Raw genomic sequence first — 17,364 nt, 5'->3', positions numbered from 1 at the left:
CTCAGCCCACCCGGATCAGGCTCAGTTGGGAGGGGACGGGGGTCGCGGTCAGAGGGCTTGCTCCGATCTTGTTACCGGCTCCGGTGCTCACGGACATCCGCACAACCGCCCCCTGCTCAAGGTTCCGAAGCCCATTGACCTGGGAAGTTATCCACGAGCTTCCGATTCCATCGGTGATCCGGCTGGACAACACGGCGCGGTCATCCACGAAAATCGCGGAGGTCGCCGTGATGCCGCCCGTTTCCCAATGAATCGACGCCGCGATCTGGTACAGCCCGCTCTGCGGCACGGTCAGCGCGGAAACCGTGCCGCTTCCCGCGCCCCACGCCCCGCCAACCTCCGCCAGATTCGAGTCCCACACGATGAACGCGCCGCCGGACGGGATGGATTGCAGGGAGCTACGGCCTACGACCACGGCGCACGCCGGGGATGTGACGGTGTCCGGGGTGTCGCTGGGTTCGGGCTGCTCGGCCAAGATCAAACTTCCACCGTTGACATTCGAAGCGATCAAGTCGCCGGTGTCCGGGTGGGTGGACAGGACCCAGTTTCCAACCCGCGCGGACGAGGGGTGTTCGGTCTGGGCGAGGCGGCGTTCGGTGTTGCGCACCCACTCCGCGTTTGTCTTCGGCGGCTTGACGTTGGCCGTCCCACTCATGGGGTACGTCCTTTCGGCTGGGGGTGGTGTCGGCCCGTCTCGGTCTCGCGCTTCACGATCCGGGCCACCGACGCCGACGCCCACGCGCCGCCCTTCCGGTTGGTCAGCCCCTCGGCGTTGAGGGCGTCGGCGATCTTGTGCGTGGAAAGTTTCTCGCGCCGCAGCGCCAACATCCGGCGCACCACCGCCTGCTCAACCTCGTCGGGCACCAGTTCTTTGGAGCTGTCACCGCCCCGGTAGCCGTAGGGCGGCTGTCCTCCGGCGTAGCCACCGGCCGCCTTCTTGATCCGCCGTCCGGCCTGGACCCGCTGCACGATCATCGCCCGGTCGTACTCGTTGATGGCGGCGATGATCGTGCGGATCAGCTTGCGCTGTGGGTCGTCAGGGTTGTCGAGCATGGACTGTTCCTCGCCCGAGGTGGAGAACAGCTTCGCCTCGCACACGCCCATCTGCTCAATGGTCAGCTCCAGGCGCACCTGGTCGCGGGACAGCCGGGAGAGGTCCGAGACGACCACCCCACCGGCCTCGCCGTCGCAGCACCGGGCCACCACGTCTATCCACGCCTCGCGCTCGAACGGAGCCACGGTGCCGGACACGTCCTCGATCACCTCCGCGACGATCCGGTGCCCGTGCTGCTTCGCCCAAGCGGTGATCGCCTCCCGCTGCCGGGCCGGACCGTAGGCGGCAAGCTGATCCTTGGTGGAGGTGCGGATGTAGGCGATGACCTTCATGTTTTCCAGCCTATAGCGCTCCGACCAGCACTGCAACGATACTTTTAAGTAATGCTGCAATGTGGTTGACGGATTGGCTGGGCCGGAGGCGGGCGGCGCACATCCCCGCCTCCGGCGGCCTACCGTCTCACCGCAGGACGTCACCCCACGTCAAGCGCCGCCCTTCGATGCTCGCGTCCCACCGGCTATCCCGTGGCGGAGCGACCGGAGCGCGGACGGGCGTCGGGTCCGGCAGCGCCGGTGCCGGATTGGGCTGCCCGGTCTGGTTGTCGGCGGCGGGCAGGGCGGACCGCGCACCCGGGAACAGGTCTCCGGTGTTGGCCCAGGGCTCCCCGTCCGGGTCGTCCTCGACCAGCGGCACGTCCATCTGCGGGTGGATGCCCAGCAGCCGCATGTCTTCGTCCACGGTGGTGGTGAATGCTTCATGGTCCAGGCCGACGTTCTGCACCTGAAGCTTCTCCGGCAAAGCCAGGCCGTGGAGCTTCACCCGGCGATCGTGAATCCGCAGCCACAACTCGATCGCCTTGAGGTCTCCGGCCGCAACTCCCGGCGCGACCTTCCGCAGGGCGAGATCCAGCCGCGCGTCCTCCAACTCCCTGTATTCGGCAGCGGCAGTGGACTCCCGGCGCTTGAGCACCGCGCTCACCGCGTTGTAGGCGCTGGCACGGTCCGAGTACTCCAGCGTCTTCGCGATCTGGTCATAGGTCGCGCCAGCGATCCGCAGTTCCAGCGCCTTCGTCTGGCGGTCCCGCTCGTCGGCCTGGGCGATATCAGGTTTCGGCATGGTCATTACCTCCTAGGTCACGCCGCCGGGGTGACGGTGGCGGGGTCGATGCGGTTGCGGTACGCCCAGCGCACCATGTCGATATCCATGCCCGGCCGGACACCCAGCGCGGCGTGGATCTCGGTGCGGGTCGCGAACCCTTGGGCGTAGATCCGCGAGGCCAGACGGCGGATCGCGGGCATGGCGAACCGGATATCGGCCTCGGCCTGCCGAGGACGGCCGGAGGTCATCCCCTCCCGGTCCTCGGCGGACACCTCGGCGAACGCCTCCCGGACGGCACTCTCCGGCGGGCGGTCACGATGGACGAACAGCAGTTCGGCGAACGATCCAGCCCAGGCGATACCGGCGGTGCGCGCCGGGTCGTGGCCGTAGAACTCCACGTTGCCGTGCCCGGCGTTGACCTGGCAGTTGGTGACCGACCCGCCCGCCAGCGCCGCCATCACGGCATGTCCCGCCTCGTGGACAGCCAGCAGCACGCGGCCGTATTCGTCCTCGGTCAGATCGGACAAGGTCAGGCGTGCCATGTCGTTGCCTCCGGGTGGTGAGTCGGATTCTGGGTCTCCAGCCTCCGGGCTGGCCGTGCATCGGTCCGGGTCATGACCGTGCCGCCTGGGCAGCGATCCGGGCCGCCTTCACTTCGGCACTCGCCGTGGCCCATTCGGCGCTCTGGCGCTCGCGCAGCTCCTCCCGTTCGCGGGAGTGCCTGCGCCGGAGCGCTTCCATCGGGTCCGCCGCTGCCACGGCGGCCTGAGTCGGGGCCGGAGGCTTGGGAGCCTCCGCCGCCTGGATCTGCCCGACGTGGGCACCCAGCGACCGCCCGGCGTTGTCGATGGTGCGCAGCCGCTCCACGATGAACTCCGAGGTGTTCGCCGCTCCCGGCGCGCTGGGCGCGAGCGCAGCGCTCACGGCGTCGTCCATGCCCCGCGCGCCCTCCACGAGCATCGACGCCCATCCCCCATCCGCCACTGCCCCAGCGGACAGGGTGGCGGGCCAGTGCGGGACGGGAGTGCGCACGGCTCCCGCTATCTCGGTCAGCGCCGCCGCGATCTCCGCGAAGGCGTCGCCGATCGCGGTCGTCCACCGGGTCGGCCGCCGGTCGGAGGCGATAGCGGCCGATGCGCCGCCCACCGCCTCCACCACCTCCGCCGACAGGCGCAGGCGTTCGTCATAGACCACAGTCAGCCGCTTCCGGCGGCGGTCGCGCTGGACCTCCAGGGAGTCCGCGCGGTGGTCCCGTTCGCCCTGGGTGTAGACCCGCCCCTGGGGGTTCGGTCCCCGGTAGCCGTACCGGTCGTTGTAGCTCTGCCCGGCGGGCACTCCCACGCGGGCACTGAACTCGATCATGGTTCGTTCTCCTATGTGTCTCGAAATGCCTTGTCAGGATGGGTAAGTGGGAATAAATTGACGATTTGCGGGTGATTTAGACCACAATCCGCGGTGCCCGTTCCGGCAGGTCAGAACGTTTCGGGGGCTTCCTCGGGCTCAAGGACAAGGGCAGTCGGCCAGGTGAAGGTCCAGCGGGAGCCGCAGCACCCGCAGGTGTGCGCCGTGGTCACCGTCGCGCCGCCCGTCCAGGTGAAGGCGTGCGGCTCGGTGAGGCTGTCCGGCCGCCAGGCGGCGGTGTGCACGCAACGCGGGCAGTAGTCCGACAGCCAGTAGAACCACGGGTCGAGGATGGGCGGCGGCGGAACGAAGGCCCGGCGCTGAGGGCGGGGCAGGGTCTCGGTCATCATGGATTCGCAGTCCTTTCACGGTTACCGGCCCCGATCGCTCTGGGAAGCGACCGGGGCCGCTCTGTCTATGTCTCGGGGTGGTTCTCAGGCGCAGGTTCGCGACCGTTCAGCCGGTCCACCTCCGCCGCCGCCAGGTCGATCCGAGTCAGGCCCTCATATGCGCCGCCCGCCCGGCGCTGCCGCATCACCTCGTCCGCTGGGATGCGGAACCGGCGCTGCCCCGGCGGCAGCGGCGCACGGGAGTTGATGGAGTTCAACGGAATCCGTGCGTTGTCGGTGCTCATGACGCAGCCCACCGGTACTTCGCCACGGCCTCCAGCCGAACCGCGAGGTCCGGGCTCACAGGGCACGGCCGCACAGCCAACACGCGCCGCGCAGCCTCCGCGAGGGCGAGACGCTGCTCCAGCGGGCAGGGGCCGCCCCGTCCATCCGGGTTGTTGGGGTCGGGGGCGAACGTCAGCGAGAGACGCAACGAGGTGGTCATTTCACAGCTCCAATCGGTTGAGGGGTTGTAGGGCCGGGGTTGCCCGGGTGAATTCGATGGCAGTGCAACGGTTTCCGTGCTTTGTCGGCCTGATCCCGCAGGCGCACTGGGCGTGCGCTCCGGTGCTCCGGGTATGGCACGGCGGGCCGGAGGGGCGAGCTGTGCAGCGGCAGCGGCGTAGGCGGAGTAGGTCGCGTAGGTTCGCGGCGTAGGGTCCGTTTTGCCAGGTCAGAGGGCGTAGGTTCGCGTAGGCGACCTACGCCGCACCGGAGGGCGAAACCCCTCTCTATGTGAAGGGATATAGCACTTATTACGTGCGTTATTGGGCTTCGCGTCATATAGAGAGGGGAATCCCTTTGGGGGTTCCGCTCGCGGAGCGGCGTAGGCGACCTACGCGAACCTACGCCCTCTGACCTGCGGAAACGGAACCTACACCGCGAACCTACGCCGCCTACTCCGCCTACGCCGTTCGGTGCGCCTCCGCGCAGCTCGCCGCCCCACCCCGACATCATTCGACCAGCCGGTATTTCGTGCTGAACTTGCCGGTCTGATACTCCGTGCGCTTGGATTCGATGCTCCCGCCGCGCACCATCTTGGTCAGCACGTCACCGAGCTGCGCCTTCTGGTTCGTACTCAGGTTGCGGCTGATCTCGCCGTAGGCCAGTTCGCCGCCCTTGCGCAGCAGGTCCAAGACCCGAGACGCAAGAGCTTCCTCGAAGGCCCGGATGATCCCCGCCGACTCGGCCGCAGCCGCCGCGTTCTGTACGCCGCGCTTGCGGCCGATCCGCTGGTCCTCGGCCACGTCCGCCTCTGCGATCGCCTCCAGGTTGTAGGCCGCTACCGCGTCGGAGACGGCCATCAGGGCTTCGGCCTGCTGCCACCGCTCTCCCGACAGGGCCATCTCTCCGTGCAGTGCCATGAAGGCCGCGCCGACCTTCTCGCACGTCAGCAGCCGGTGCCCGGCCATCGGGTCCATACCGGCCGGGAGACGCCCCATCGGGTGAGCGTTCTTCAACTCGTTCGTATCCCAGATCAAGTCGGCGATGTGGTCTGCTACCTTGATCTCCACCAGGTCCAGTTCCTCCGGGTCCATCGGGTCCACCACCGCGCTGGGGTCCAGCGGATCGAAGGGCTTCACTCCGAACTGCGGGATATCCAGTGTCAGTGGGCCGGACACGGCCGCCTTGGCGCTCTGGCGGCTGCGCCTGGTCGCGAACCCGTCTTTCACCGGCAGCCACAACAGCCGCTGCGGCAGACCGTCACGTACCGCCTGCTCGTTCAGCAGCGCTCCGCCGTTGCCCTCCTGCACGCCCATCGACAGGCACAGCCGGTAGCTATGCGCCGGGAGGATCACCCGCCGGTCGTGGTCGGCATTGGCGAACCCGAGTTCCTGGCCGTGCGCGGCCTTCAGCAACTCGGGGACCAGGGTCGCGCCCTGCCGCTCGGCCAGCCGCTCGAACGCCGCCACGTCCCGGAAGGCGAACATCGCGGCCCGACTGTGGAACCTGACCATCGGCTTGCCGCCGACCTTCTCGCCCTTGGCGTAGGACCGGTTCAGCCCCTCACCGGTACCAGGCTGGACGGCCCTCCAGGTCCGGGCGCGGCCGTCAGCAACGTAACGCAGGCCGTCCGTCGCAGCTCCGATAGCAGCGTCCTTACCGCCGCCGGAGTCTCCCGAGAACATGATCAGCTGGTTCAGTGACATGGTTGTGCCGATGATCGGCGGCAGCACCACCGTGTTCGGCACCATCGCAACCACCCGCATCAGCACGTGACCGAGGGTCGCGTAGACCCCAGCCCCACGGCTGCGCGCGAACGCCGCGACGTGCCGCAGCTGCGGCGAGGAGTCGAATAGGGCCATGTTGTCTGCCAGCACCTTTGCCAGCCGAGCATCACGCTCGGATGCTGGGGCCAGTGCGGCGGCGGCACGCCACTCGGCAAAGGGCTTGATCGTCGGGATAGACTCGATCTCGGAATTCATGGGGTTGATCCCCTCTCTGGCCCGTCCCGAAGGCGAACTCGGGGCGGGCCGTTTCGTAGGTGGAGGACTGCCTGATTCGCCAGGCGTCCTGGGGATTACGCGGCGGCGGAGGTCGTCCACGCCTGCTTCACCACTCCGGCGATGGCGTGGGCATCAGCCTGGGTGAGCACCTCAGCGGCCATGACGACCTCCGCGACCAGCGACGCGATGAGTTCGGCCGGGAGTCCGGCGGCTGGCGTCGCAGGGCCACGGCCAGGCAGCGCGTCCAGGTCGATCCGCCAGTGCGCGCCCACCTTCACCGCCGGGATGTCGCCGGACAGGCACAGCTTCCGGATGGTCTTCTCCGCGCAATTCATCTGCGCTGCTGCCTCTTTGGTGCCGACCATCCGGCGGCGGGGAGGAATTTCGGGGGTCATGGTGTCGATCTCCTGGGGTCGGCGAGGGCTTGATAGGACTCTGGCAAACGTGGGTGCAGAGGAGTCCGTGGAAGAACCACGGGGACAAGGCATTCCACGGACCCAGTGCGTTATGGGCAGCGGCAGCGGGGGCTACGCGGCTATCTGGGCGGCGATGACGGGCCAGAAGTCGCGGCCGATGGCGTGTTCCAGGCGCTCAGGTCCGCCGATCCACTGTGCGAGCTGGGCGAAGCGCTGCGCGGTCAGCGGCGGACCGGTCTCCGTGGCAGCGGCCAGGATCTCCGCGATATTCGCCTGCGTCTCCAGGTAGCGCGCCCGTGCGCGGATCAGCGTGGTGTGGCGATTCGGCGGGTAGCTGGAGTCGAACCGGTCATCGGTGTGGCACTGCCAGAGCGGTTCGCAGCGTGGACGCATCCGCACCCACTCCAAGGCGACAGCCCGCTCATCGAACGACGGCATCACGTCATGGCACAGGTGGCATAGCGGGACCAGGTTGGACGGCGTGTCCGGACCTCCGCGCGCGCGATCGGCCAGGTGCGCCCGGTCCAACCAGCCGTTCGCCCTGATCCAGGAGTCACGCCGCCTACCCGTCACCGGCGCGAACCAGCCACAGCCGAAACAGAACGGCCAGTGCCAGGCGTTCGGATGGCTATCGAGCACCTTGCGCTCCAGCCACTCCGGGACCGCATTGCGCCAGTGGTCCGCGATGGCGTTCATGGACGGCATGTCCCGCTTCTGGCTCATGCCGCGCCCCGGCCGTCCAGGGTGCCCGCGAGGGAGAGCAGAACTTCCCCCGCCCGGCGAAGGTCAGCCGGTGTGAACTGGGCCAGCTGGGTGGCGACCCAATCGGGGTCGGCGGAGCGCACCGCCGCGGCAGGGGCAGTGGGCATCCCGGAGGCGGAGGTGGTCCGGGCGCGAACCCAGGCATCCACCTCGTCGGGGAGAAACCTCAAGCGGCGGGCGATGCGATGCGCCGGAAGGCCCTCTTCGGCAACGTAGCGGTACACGGTGTCCACCTGGACTTCGAACCGCTTCGCGATATCGGTGGTGGAGAGGTAGTGGCTGGTGGCGGACATTGTGCGGAACTCCCAGGGTGAGTGGGTGATTCCGCACGCTCCCCTGAGCCGACCAGCCTCCGCGCCTGGTCTCCGGGTCTACGTGCGAGGAAGACGCTCAGCGTCTCCCAACGCGGCTTGCGGCATCTCCACTCCGCCTGCCGGGTCCGTCTCTGTAGGTCCCGGTGGTTCGTTCCGTGGAGCCGCCCCAAACTCCCTGCGGAGGTTGATCATCGCTTGGGGCGTAGGACCTACGATAGGCCACGAACCGGCGTTGACCTAGCTCTGAGACCCCTCTGAGCAGGGATTTTGCAAAAGGATTTACACAGCGCCAGGGCGACTCCGTACACACCACGGCTCGGCCGAGCCGTTAGTCGGTGGTGAATCGGGCTCCTGCGGAATGTCCAGCGGCAGTAGGTGTCATCCACTCCAGCCGGACGAACTCCGGGGAGAAGTACGCGCCGGACGACCGGCGGCCTTTGGGGGCTTTGAGCACGGTCACGCGCCGCAGCATGTCCAGGATCTCGCGGCGGTACCAATGAGGGCTGTCGGAGGCTGTGCTTACAGTGCCACACATGGCAAAGAAACCTACACCGCAGGCGATCATCGAGGGCTTTCTGCTTCGCGCTCGTCGGGTGATGGAGCACTCGCTAATCCGAGACCAGGCGGAGCTGATGGAGCGGCTTCATAAGGGCGAGATCAACGTCGTAGTCACAGTGAACACCAAGACTGGGGAGGAGAACTACCGGCTCAGGGCCGAGTTCCCCGACGAGGAGAGATTGGAGTCCCTCGCAAGCAGAGTTCGCCCTTTGATACTGAGCAGCGAGCCGATCTACTACGACAAGGTGTTTGATGCCTTGGAAGAGGTGGTCGGCTCAGAAAAGCTCAGCACCGAGATCGATTTGGACTGGTGGCGCGGCTACTGGCGCGAGGTCATCGACGCTAATCTCGACGCCCAGGCGTACTACGTAGGTACCCGTAATGGATCGATCACAGACCGAAAGCTGATGTACGCCTGGCTCTACGGTGACGTCGTACACGCGATGACTCCTAGATCCCCCATCATCCGCGATCTCAGCATCGATGACCGCTTCCAGGCCGCCGCCCAGGGGGTCGCTCGAATCTGCGACCGAGTGATCTACACGGCGGTGATGCTGAAATCGTTGATCGATCAGGGTGTGCTGGCAGTCAGCCGTGATGTCCTGACCGACAACGTAGTCGTCACGAGGACCATCCTGGACAGGGAGGTTCAGGTATGGACGGCACCGGTGGATACGCCGTTGCCGGACAACATCACCGCACCCGACCCGGCTGTCTGGAAGTCCCTACACGAGGCCGTAGGCGAAGAACGACAAGGAGAGCAAGGAGAGATCGAACAGGTTATCGCCGAGACCGATGACGATCCCGAGGCGGCTACTGCATAAGTTGAGCGGCGACGGTCGCGCCGAGTTCCCAGCACGCCTCGATGTCGGCCTTGGCCGGAGGTCCCGAAACCGTCACGTACTCTGCCGCTTTCACCCAGCCCAGACCGGTTGTGATCGAGGTGACGCCCTTCTCCGCGCCCTCGGTGCCTTCGTTGCCGTGGAAGTACGCCCCGAACGGCCGCCCGCGCGTGGAGTCCAGGCAGGGGTAGTAGATCGCATCGAAGGCGACCTTCAGCCCGCCGCTCATGTACCCCAGGTTCGCCGGGGTGCCGAGCAGGTACCCATCCGCCTCCAGGACATCGGTCGGCGTCACCGCCAGCGCGGCTCGGCGCACCACCTCCACGCCGGTGATTTCCGGGTCGGTCGCACCGGATATCACGGCCTCGAACATCGCCTGGCAGTGCGGCGAGGGGGTGTGGTGGATGATCAGGAGGCGGGTCACAAGCGCGACCTTTGTTTAACGACACCTTCAGCATCTACCAGATGACACGTCACTCAGCCGAGTCCTTCCGTCGCTCGATTTCCCACGTTCCATCCTCACCACGTGCAATCACACGAAGATCGACGTTCTCTGAGTGAGGTAATACCGGACGCCCAGAGATGTAGAGCTTCCCGTGGATGCGAGTTGCGAAGTGCTCAACTCTGATTGATTTGTAAACCTTCGCGACTTGCACTGGGCCACCCACGCTGCGTATTTCTGGATCCATCGTCTGCTTGTACAGCGCCTCTAGAGGACGGTAATCGAGCTTCCCCGACATGGCCCCAAGGTTGTAACCCTTTGCCAGCTGGCCGGTGAGTTTGCGGCCAGCGTCACCAATTACGCCATACAAGCGGACTTTGGCAGGCCTTGCGATAGAAGGCGGAGGGTTCCGCAACCCAGAAAGAACAAATCGCGAAGTACCCTTGTCGAATAGGTAGTGGTAGATCAGGAACCGACCCTCGGACCAGGACCATCCCGCTAGCAGGAATTCACAGTCGGGAGGATCTGCTGCGGCTGGTCCCATAGCTTGGTCCAAGACCACATTCAACACGCGCTCAAGATGACCGGCGTACTTTGGTAAGTCCAAGGTTCGTAGCAACGATCCCTCGTAGGATCTCGTGGTTGCAAGCACCTGAAATATAAGGGGCAATGCTCGCCATGTATTGCCAGCGAACCCCAACAGCGCGTCCGACCTACCGACATCGAAGATTTTCGCGCATGCGTCCCAATCTTCGCCGCCACCTAGACGGCTATCGCTAGCCATCACAAGTTCGCGCTGTGAGCCGACCTCGCGCTCCCACGCCACGACTGTTGTCATCCCAGGCTCCGCTGACAACGGTCCAATACCCGTAAGCTAGTACCCCGGTAACCGTGCAAATTATGCTTGAGCGCACCACTCATGTATCCCAGGTTCGCCGGACTGCCCAGCAGATATCCGTCGGCGGCCAGAACGTCGGACGCGGTGACCGCCAGCGCGGCTCGGCGCACCACCTCCACGTTTTCGATCTCGGGGTCCGTGGCCCCGGAGACAACGGCCTCGAACATCGCCTGCATGTGCGGGGACGGCGTGTGATGGATGATCAGCAACCGGGCCACCCTGCGATGGTATCGGCCCGCGCGATCGTCAGTCGGTGCCGCGCTCGTGCCGTTCCAGGGCGACCGCGCGGCGCATGGTCTCGCGGGCCCTGGTGCGGTCACCGGCGTAGTCGTAGGCGCGCGCGAGGCGGTAGGAGACGCGCCAGTTGTCCGGGTCGGCCTCCCACTCCGCCTTGACCGTCGCGAAAAGCTCGTCGGCGGCCGCGCGTTCGATGCGGCCGGACGGCAGGCGCGGCAACGCGGAGGTGTCGAGTTCCAGGCCCTCGTTGTGGATGCGCCGCGCCAGATGCTGATGCGCCAGGGCCGCGCGCACCGTGGCCACGACGATCCAGACGCCCAGCAGCGGCAGGATCAGCACGCCGACGCCGATCACGATCGCCGCCGCCTCGCCCGAACCGATCAGGCTGAACGCGATCCGGCCGAGCAGCAGGAAATAGAACACGAGCACCAAGATGAGCGCCGCGATCGGCGCGACGACCTTGACGATTTCCCCGCTGCCCTTGCGCTCGGCAGGCTCCGAGCCGCTCACGGTCGCGCTCCACGCCGCGGCGCTCGCCACCGGCTCACAGGTCCAGGAACGGGTCGAGTCCGACGGTGAGACCGGGGCGGTTCGCGATCTCACGCACGCCGAGCAGCACACCGGGGGCGAACGATGAGCGGTCGATCGAGTCGTGCCGGATCGTGAGCGTCTCCCCCTGCGTGCCGAACAGCACCTCTTGGTGGGCGACCAGACCGGCGAGCCGCACCGAGTGCACCCGCACCCCGTCCACGTCGGCGCCGCGCGCACCCTCCAGCTCGGTTGTCGTCGCGTCGGGACTGCGGTTCAGGCCCGCTTTGTCCCGTGCGGCGGCGATCAAGCCCGCGGTGCGGTAGGCGGTGCCGGACGGCGCGTCCGCTTTGTTGGGGTGGTGCAACTCGATGACCTCCACCGATTCGAAGAACCGGGCGGCCTGCTCGGCGAAACGCATGGACAGCACCGCGCCGATGGCGAAGTTCGGCGCGATCAGCACGCCGACTTCGGGGCGACCCGACAGCCAGCTCCGCACCTCCGCCAAGCGAGCCTCATCGAAACCGGTGGTGCCGACCACCGCGTGGATGCCGTGCTCCACCAGGAACTTCAGATTCCCCATCACCACGTCGGGGTGGGTGAAGTCGACGACCACCTGGGTATCCGCCGCGACGAACCCGTCGAGCGAATCGTCCTTGTCGACGGCGGCGACCAGTTCCAGATCGTCCGCCGCCGTCACCGCCGCGCAGATCGCCTGTCCGACTTTGCCTCGCGCTCCGAGCACTCCGACCCGAATGGCCACCGCACCTCCTCGTTCCGTTTCCGGTCGGGATCAGCCTAATGGGCCGGGCCGACCGCGAGCCCGCCGCCCGACAGTGCCCGGCGAAAGAGCGGCAACCAGAACTCCGCGCTGCCCTGCGCCGAGCCGAGCGGAGGCGAAGGCGGCCGCTCGACGAACGCCGCCGGACGACGTCCACCCTCGGATTCGCGCCGGGCCGAGCCAGGCGAGGAAGCCGCCTATCGCGTCCGGCGCGGTGCACCGGCCTCCGAGTTCGGCGCGCCTGCGAGGTCGACGACCATCCGTCGCAGGATCCGCAGGGTTCCGGCGAACTGCTCATCGCTGATTCCCCTCCGCCAATTGCCTTCCGCGACCGGCGATCCGGACGAAGGCCTCGTCGTGAGTGACACGACCCTCCTCGGTCGGCGACAGCGCGCCCCCGTCGTCGGAGACCAGCCCGTCGGCGACGAGCCCGGCCAGTTCGGTCGGCCGTTCGGAGTCGTCGGCTCAGAACGTGTCGAGCGCGTCACGGATGTCGTCGGCGCGCTGTGGTCTGTCGGCAAGCGAGTGCGTCACCTGCCAGCGTCCGCGACTGGACCTTGCATGTGTTGCGACAATTAGATGTATTCACATATGAATTCCGGGCATGACAGAGTGAGGGAATGGACGAGGACGATGCGATCACCGTCGCCGTCGAAGCGGCGATGGTTCGGATCCGGCGCAGGCAGACACGCGGTGCGCTGAGCGACGGCGCGATTCCCGTCGCGGTGTTCCGCGCGCTGGACGCCGTGGCCGACGGCGCGGCCGACACGGTCGGCGCGCTCGCTCCCGCGCTCGGCGTGGATCAGCCGAGGGCCAGCCGCCTCGCAGCCCAGGCGGTGTCCTCCGGCCTGCTGGAACGCGTCGCCGATCAGCGCGACGGACGGCGTTCGGTCCTGCGCCTGACCGCCGCCGGGAACCAGGCGGTGGCCGAGGCCAGAGCGGGCAGGCGGGCCGCCATGGCCGCCGCCATGGCCGACTGGACCCCCGCCGAGCGCGCCGAGTTCGCCCGCCTGCTGGAGCGATTCATCGACCGGATGGACCGGCCCACCGGTTGAGCGACGCGCGCCCGCGGTCGAGCGGGCTCCGGCGGCGCACCCGGTCAGTCGAAGACGATGACCTGCCGCAAGGCGTGGCCCGCGGCGAGTTCATCCATGGCCCGGTTGATTTCGTCGAGCCCGACGTGCGCCGAGACGAGACGCTCCACCGGCAGACGTCCCGCCCGCCACATGCGGACGTACTCGGGGATGTCCCGCGACGGCACCGCGGAACCGAGGTAACTGCCGACGATGGAGCGCCCCTGGGCGACCAGCGCCAACGGCGAGATACTCGCACGAGCGTCAGGAGCGGGCAGTCCGACCGTCACGGTCGTGCCGCCCGGAGCGGTCGCGGCGACTGCGGTCTCGAAGGCACGGACGTTGCCCGCCGCCTCGACCACCACCTCGGCCTGCACACCGAGCTCGGCGACCTCGGCCGGGGTGTACGCCGCGTTTACGCCCAATTCCCGGGCGAGCGCCAGCTTCTCCGGCACGGTGTCGACCGCGATCACCTCGTGTCCCTCGGCGGCGAGCGACACCGCGACCAGCACCGCCGCCATCCCGACGCCGCCCAGGCCGACGACCATCACCCGGTCACCGGCGCCAGGTCGCGCCGAGTTCAGCAGAGCGCCACCGCCGGTCAGCACGGCGCAACCGAGAACGGCGGCGACCTCGGCGGGCACGTCGTCCTCGACCGGCACGACCGACCTGCGATCCACCACCGCGTGGGTGGCGAAAGCGGACACACCCAGGTGGTGGTGCACCTCGGCGCCGTCACGGGACAACCGCCTGCCGCCGTTGAGCAATTCGCCCGCGTTGTTGGCGACGCTGCCGGGCACGCAAGGCGTGCGACCGTCGGTCGCGCACCCCGCGCACTCACCGCACCGCGGCAGGAACGTCATGACCACGCGCTGCCCGACCGCGATATCACCGTCACCGGGACCGACCGCTTCCACCCGGCCCGCGGCCTCGTGGCCAAGCAGCATGGGCACCGGCCGGACCCGGTTGCCGTACACCACGGACAGGTCCGAATGGCAGATCCCCGCCGCCTCGATCCGGACCAGCAGTTCTCCCGGCCCCGGCTCGCGCAGCTCCAGATCGCACACGGTGATGGGCGCCGACTCGGCGAAGGGCGCCGGCGCCGCGATCTGCTCCAGGACCGCTCCACGAATCTTCATGCCGCCGACGCTACCGCGCCCTGCGGTCCGGGCACATGGGGCGGTCGCCGCTCACCGCCACGTCGGGAGCCGCCTGCGTACGATGCCGCGCATGGGTGTGGATCTGGTGGCTGCGGTTAAGCGGTTGCACGCCGACCTGGCGACGTGGCTCGGGTCGCAAGCGCAGGCGGAGGTGTTCGAGCGGTTCGCCGCGGCGCAGCACGAACGGTTCAGTATGGTGACGACCGGTGGCGAATTGCTCGGGCGCGGCGCGTTGCTCGCGGGTCTCCGCGGCGCGCGAAATGCTCTGCCCGGATTGGTGATCGAAGTGTCCGAAGTCGAGGAACTCCTGCGCTCCGGCGACATCGCGGTGGTGCGGTTCCTGGAGACACATCGGACGGCCGGGAGCGTCACCAACCGCCGCGTGACCGCCGTGCTGACGACCGATGACCCCGGCGCGGTTCGCTGGCTGTCGGTGCACGAGACCGAGTCCGCACCGACCTGACCCTTCCCAGCGTCGGGATGCGCGCGATGCGTTTCGCGTCCCGCCTGCCGGACAATTTCGGCCTCGTTCCCGGACGCGATTCGACGGTCGGGAACAAGGTGGACTCGAGGAGGTCGGTGCCGGTGGACCGGTGGGAACGCGACGGGCTGCGCTCCGCCAACAGCGGAATCCGCAACCAGGTGGACCACATCCTGGATGCGCTCGCCGAGCAGCGCACCCACCTGTCGGAGGTGCGCGACCAGCTGGCCGCCCTGCGGTGCACGGCCGTGTCGGCGGACAAGTCGGTGGAGGTGACCGTGGATGCGGCCGGCATCCTCGTCGACGTACGGTTCGCGCCGACCGCGCTGCGCAGCACACCGGAACAGCTGGGCCGTTCGGTCACCGAAGCGGGCAAACAGGCGGCTCGGCTGGCCCGCGAACAGCACGCGGCGATCATCGCTCCGATCGTCGCCGAGGCTGGCTCGATCCCCGACCTGCCGGATCTGGTCCCCGGCGCCCCCAGCTTGCGCGCGGTGTGGGAACCCGCGCGCGACGAACCGGCGGGCTGACGCGCTCGGGATCTCCGGAGTGGGGATTCCTCACCGAACGGGACGACCCGGGCGATCCGGGTCGACTCGACCGGCGAGGAATCACGGCCACCCCGAGCCCCGTTGCGGTGTAGGCGACTCGGGGTGGCTCGATAGTGCGGTTGTCGAATGTCGGCACATGGCATCTACCTCCGTTCTGGCGGGCAGCGCACCGGCTGCCGGTGGATGGGCGCGAGGATCAGGCGTACAGCTTCGCCAGGAACGTGTTCAGGTTGTCGCGCACCCGCTCGATCTTCTCTTCTGGCGTGAGATCCTCGCGGTATCGGCTCCCGAGCGCGGGGCGCTTCTTGTTGCGCGCGTAGAGCGAGCAAGCGAGATCGGTGCACATGTAGGTGCCGACCGAGTTGCCCCTACGGCCGGATTCGCCCGCCTTGTGCGCGGTCATCAGCGAGACTCCGCCGCCGGTATGGGTGGTCAGGCAGATCGTGCACATCTGCGCCCGGCCGGTGCCGCCGGTGGCATAGCGCAGTGCCACGCCCACCAAGCGGTCGTCGCGCGGGACGACCAGGTACCCGCGCCCGGGCAGAGACGGATCGCTCCAGCCGAGGAAGTCCAGATCCGCCCAGGGCCGTTCGTCCAGGTCCTTGGGTACCGGCAGCCGTTTGGCGTCGCCTTTCGAACAGTTGACGAACGACGATCTGATGTCGCGTTCGGTGACGGGTTCCACGATGGGTCTCCTTAGGTCGATCGGTGGACAAACTCGAGCGACGTTACGGTTGCGTGGTACGGGGAACAACGGATTTTCCGCCCTCCGCGCACCGTGCCGAGCATCCGCCGAGTGAGCAGAAATCATCGAACATCGCTGCCCGCGAATCTGTTTCGGAGCCCACCCGCCGGGTATCCGCCGCAAGCGGGAGGTGAGGCGGGTGGCGCAGGAATTGCAGAAAAGGTTTACGACGCGACGTCGGCTGCGCGGGCCGGCGGATCTGCCGTGGCGGGCGTGGTGGGGCGTGGTCGAGCGGTCGGTCGGCGAGTTCCAAAGAGACAATCTCACCGACTGGGCCGCGGCGTTGACGTACTACAGCGTGCTGTCGCTGTTTCCGGGGTTGATCGTGCTGACCGCAGGGCTGGGCATGCTGGGACGCGACGACACCAAGGCGCTGATCGACACCATGCGCGAGATCGCGCCGGGCAGCGGCACCGATCTGCTCGTCGACGCGGTGAACAACATAGAGCAAGCGCAAGCACCGGCCGGACCGCTGGCGTTGCTCGGGTTGGCGTCGGCGCTGTGGACCGCGTCCGCCTACATCGGCGCGTTCATGCGCGCGACCAACGCCATCTACGACATCGCGGAGGGGCGCCCGGTCTGGAAGACCGTGCCGGTGCGGGTCGCCCTGACCGCCGCGGTGGTGGTCTTGCTGGGCGCCTGCACCGTCGGCGTCGTCGTCAGCGGTTCGCTGGCCGAGCAGATCGGCCGGTGGCTCGGCCTCGGGCACGCCACGATCACGGTGTGGGGCATCGTCAAGTGGCCGGTGATGATGGCACTGATCGGTCTGGTCTTCGCCCTGCTGTACTGGGCGGCGCCGAACGTGCGGCAGCCGGGATTCCGCTGGCTGACGCCCGGTAGCGCCATAGCCGTCCTGCTCTGGGCGGGCGCGTCCTGGGGATTCGCGTTCTACGTCGGCCACTTCGGCTCCTACAACCGGGTCTACGGCTCCCTCGGTGGCGTGGTCGTCTTCCTCGTCTGGCTGTGGATCTCGAACATCGCGATCCTGCTGGGGGCGGAACTCGATGCCGAACTCGCGCGTGCGCGCAGCATCGCGGGCGGCCACCCCGAGGAGGCCGAGCCATACTTGCCGCCGCGCGACGAGCCCGACGAATGAGACACCTTCTGTCAACCTCAGGCGGCGAGTACGCGTTGGCGGTTGCTGACGTGGGTTTCTTCGTTGTAGGCGGTGCCGCGGGTCAGGCAGT

Annotated in this window: 23 protein-coding genes and 1 pseudogene; 5 read left to right on the top strand and 19 right to left on the bottom strand. The window is 67.7% G+C overall.

The annotated features are described in order from the left end of the window. Position 1: 1 nt before the first annotated feature. The 12 genes from ACWEO7_RS18030 to ACWEO7_RS17975 all read right to left on the bottom strand — a co-directional run bounded on the left by ACWEO7_RS18030 (position 2) and on the right by ACWEO7_RS17975 (position 8,416). Positions 2-655, bottom strand: coding sequence for a hypothetical protein (locus ACWEO7_RS18030; protein ID WP_452424601.1), 654 nt, complete (start codon positions 653-655; stop codon positions 2-4). After that, on the bottom strand, positions 652-1,386 hold the full coding sequence (locus ACWEO7_RS18025) for a recombinase family protein (protein ID WP_452424599.1): 735 nt from the start codon (positions 1,384-1,386) through the stop codon (positions 652-654). Before ACWEO7_RS18025 ends, ACWEO7_RS18030 begins: the two co-directional genes overlap by 4 nt. A 127-nt stretch (positions 1,387-1,513) precedes the next feature. Then, the gene (locus tag ACWEO7_RS18020; RefSeq protein WP_452424597.1) at positions 1,514-2,170 is read right to left on the bottom strand and encodes a hypothetical protein; all 657 of its coding nucleotides are present in this window, start codon (positions 2,168-2,170) and stop codon (positions 1,514-1,516) included. A 17-nt stretch (positions 2,171-2,187) separates the two neighbouring features. Further along, complete coding sequence (locus tag ACWEO7_RS18015; RefSeq protein ID WP_452424595.1) at positions 2,188-2,694, bottom strand: hypothetical protein; 507 nt, start codon at positions 2,692-2,694, stop codon at positions 2,188-2,190. A gap of 70 nt (positions 2,695-2,764) precedes the next feature. Then, entirely contained in the window at positions 2,765-3,514 is a 750-nt protein-coding gene (locus ACWEO7_RS18010; RefSeq protein ID WP_452424593.1) for a hypothetical protein, read from the bottom strand. A gap of 110 nt (positions 3,515-3,624) precedes the next feature. Next, positions 3,625-3,903 carry a hypothetical protein gene (locus ACWEO7_RS18005; protein ID WP_452424591.1) on the bottom strand — a complete coding sequence of 93 codons (279 nt, stop codon included), beginning with the start codon at positions 3,901-3,903 and terminating at the stop codon, positions 3,625-3,627. Positions 3,904-3,968: 65 nt separating this feature from the next. Next, complete coding sequence (locus ACWEO7_RS18000) at positions 3,969-4,187, bottom strand: hypothetical protein (RefSeq protein ID WP_452424590.1); 219 nt, start codon at positions 4,185-4,187, stop codon at positions 3,969-3,971. Positions 4,188-4,895: 708 nt separating this feature from the next. Beyond that, positions 4,896-6,368 carry a hypothetical protein gene (locus ACWEO7_RS17995; RefSeq protein WP_452424588.1) on the bottom strand — a complete coding sequence of 491 codons (1,473 nt, stop codon included), beginning with the start codon at positions 6,366-6,368 and terminating at the stop codon, positions 4,896-4,898. A 95-nt stretch (positions 6,369-6,463) separates the two neighbouring features. Continuing rightward, positions 6,464-6,784: a helix-turn-helix domain-containing protein gene (locus ACWEO7_RS17990; protein WP_452424587.1), complete on the bottom strand. Its 321-nt coding sequence runs from the start codon at positions 6,782-6,784 to the stop codon at positions 6,464-6,466. A gap of 132 nt (positions 6,785-6,916) precedes the next feature. Beyond that, positions 6,917-7,528 (bottom strand): HNH endonuclease, encoded by a 612-nt coding sequence (locus ACWEO7_RS17985; protein ID WP_452424585.1) that lies wholly within the window; start codon positions 7,526-7,528, stop codon positions 6,917-6,919. Continuing rightward, positions 7,525-7,860: a helix-turn-helix domain-containing protein gene (locus tag ACWEO7_RS17980; RefSeq protein WP_452424583.1), complete on the bottom strand. Its 336-nt coding sequence runs from the start codon at positions 7,858-7,860 to the stop codon at positions 7,525-7,527. The genes ACWEO7_RS17985 and ACWEO7_RS17980 overlap by 4 nt, the downstream gene beginning before the upstream one ends. A 349-nt stretch (positions 7,861-8,209) precedes the next feature. After that, positions 8,210-8,416 carry a hypothetical protein gene (locus ACWEO7_RS17975; RefSeq protein ID WP_452424582.1) on the bottom strand — a complete coding sequence of 69 codons (207 nt, stop codon included), beginning with the start codon at positions 8,414-8,416 and terminating at the stop codon, positions 8,210-8,212. Here ACWEO7_RS17975 and ACWEO7_RS17970 point away from each other — a divergent pair. After that, positions 8,415-9,263 (top strand): hypothetical protein, encoded by an 849-nt coding sequence (locus ACWEO7_RS17970; protein WP_452424580.1) that lies wholly within the window; start codon positions 8,415-8,417, stop codon positions 9,261-9,263. The two genes, ACWEO7_RS17975 and ACWEO7_RS17970, sit on opposite strands and share 2 nt — an antisense overlap. Here ACWEO7_RS17970 and ACWEO7_RS17965 read toward each other — a convergent pair. From ACWEO7_RS17965 to dapB, 5 genes and pseudogenes are all read right to left on the bottom strand, one after another. Further along, on the bottom strand, positions 9,253-9,705 hold the full coding sequence (locus tag ACWEO7_RS17965) for a flavodoxin family protein (RefSeq protein WP_452424578.1): 453 nt from the start codon (positions 9,703-9,705) through the stop codon (positions 9,253-9,255). The two genes, ACWEO7_RS17970 and ACWEO7_RS17965, sit on opposite strands and share 11 nt — an antisense overlap. 49 nt (positions 9,706-9,754) lie before the next feature. Beyond that, a complete protein-coding gene (locus tag ACWEO7_RS17960; protein ID WP_452424577.1) occupies positions 9,755-10,561 on the bottom strand; it encodes a hypothetical protein in 807 nt (268 codons plus the stop codon). Positions 10,562-10,623: 62 nt separating this feature from the next. Further along, a pseudogene (locus ACWEO7_RS17955) lies at positions 10,624-10,839 on the bottom strand (flavodoxin family protein); the annotation flags it as partial. 28 nt (positions 10,840-10,867) lie between these two features. Then, a complete protein-coding gene (locus ACWEO7_RS17950; protein ID WP_452424575.1) occupies positions 10,868-11,368 on the bottom strand; it encodes a hypothetical protein in 501 nt (166 codons plus the stop codon). Between the two features lie 34 nt (positions 11,369-11,402). Further along, the gene (gene dapB, locus ACWEO7_RS17945) at positions 11,403-12,149 is read right to left on the bottom strand and encodes a 4-hydroxy-tetrahydrodipicolinate reductase (protein WP_452424574.1); all 747 of its coding nucleotides are present in this window, start codon (positions 12,147-12,149) and stop codon (positions 11,403-11,405) included. A 638-nt stretch (positions 12,150-12,787) separates the two neighbouring features. Here dapB and ACWEO7_RS17940 point away from each other — a divergent pair. Further along, positions 12,788-13,222 (top strand): MarR family winged helix-turn-helix transcriptional regulator, encoded by a 435-nt coding sequence (locus ACWEO7_RS17940; RefSeq protein WP_450024293.1) that lies wholly within the window; start codon positions 12,788-12,790, stop codon positions 13,220-13,222. 44 nt (positions 13,223-13,266) lie between these two features. On the opposite strand, the gene ACWEO7_RS17935 is transcribed toward ACWEO7_RS17940, so the two are convergent. Continuing rightward, positions 13,267-14,379: an alcohol dehydrogenase catalytic domain-containing protein gene (locus tag ACWEO7_RS17935; RefSeq protein WP_452424573.1), complete on the bottom strand. Its 1,113-nt coding sequence runs from the start codon at positions 14,377-14,379 to the stop codon at positions 13,267-13,269. Positions 14,380-14,470: 91 nt separating this feature from the next. Here ACWEO7_RS17935 and ACWEO7_RS17930 point away from each other — a divergent pair, with 91 nt between their 5' ends. Next, positions 14,471-14,863: a DUF4440 domain-containing protein gene (locus ACWEO7_RS17930; protein ID WP_452424571.1), complete on the top strand. Its 393-nt coding sequence runs from the start codon at positions 14,471-14,473 to the stop codon at positions 14,861-14,863. 26 nt (positions 14,864-14,889) lie between these two features. After that, positions 14,890-15,411 carry a YbaB/EbfC family nucleoid-associated protein gene (locus tag ACWEO7_RS17925; RefSeq protein ID WP_452424569.1) on the top strand — a complete coding sequence of 174 codons (522 nt, stop codon included), beginning with the start codon at positions 14,890-14,892 and terminating at the stop codon, positions 15,409-15,411. Between the two features lie 217 nt (positions 15,412-15,628). Here the strand turns inward: ACWEO7_RS17925 and ACWEO7_RS17920 are convergent, their stop codons facing one another. Then, positions 15,629-16,117 carry an FBP domain-containing protein gene (locus tag ACWEO7_RS17920; RefSeq protein ID WP_356961448.1) on the bottom strand — a complete coding sequence of 163 codons (489 nt, stop codon included), beginning with the start codon at positions 16,115-16,117 and terminating at the stop codon, positions 15,629-15,631. 199 nt (positions 16,118-16,316) lie between these two features. Here ACWEO7_RS17920 and ACWEO7_RS17915 point away from each other — a divergent pair, with 199 nt between their 5' ends. Beyond that, positions 16,317-17,273, top strand: coding sequence for a YihY/virulence factor BrkB family protein (locus tag ACWEO7_RS17915; RefSeq protein WP_452424567.1), 957 nt, complete (start codon positions 16,317-16,319; stop codon positions 17,271-17,273). Positions 17,274-17,364: the final 91 nt, after the last annotated feature.

This window comes from Nocardia sp. NPDC004260, assembly GCF_053603155.1.
This window is presented reverse-complemented; position numbering and strand designations above follow the sequence as displayed.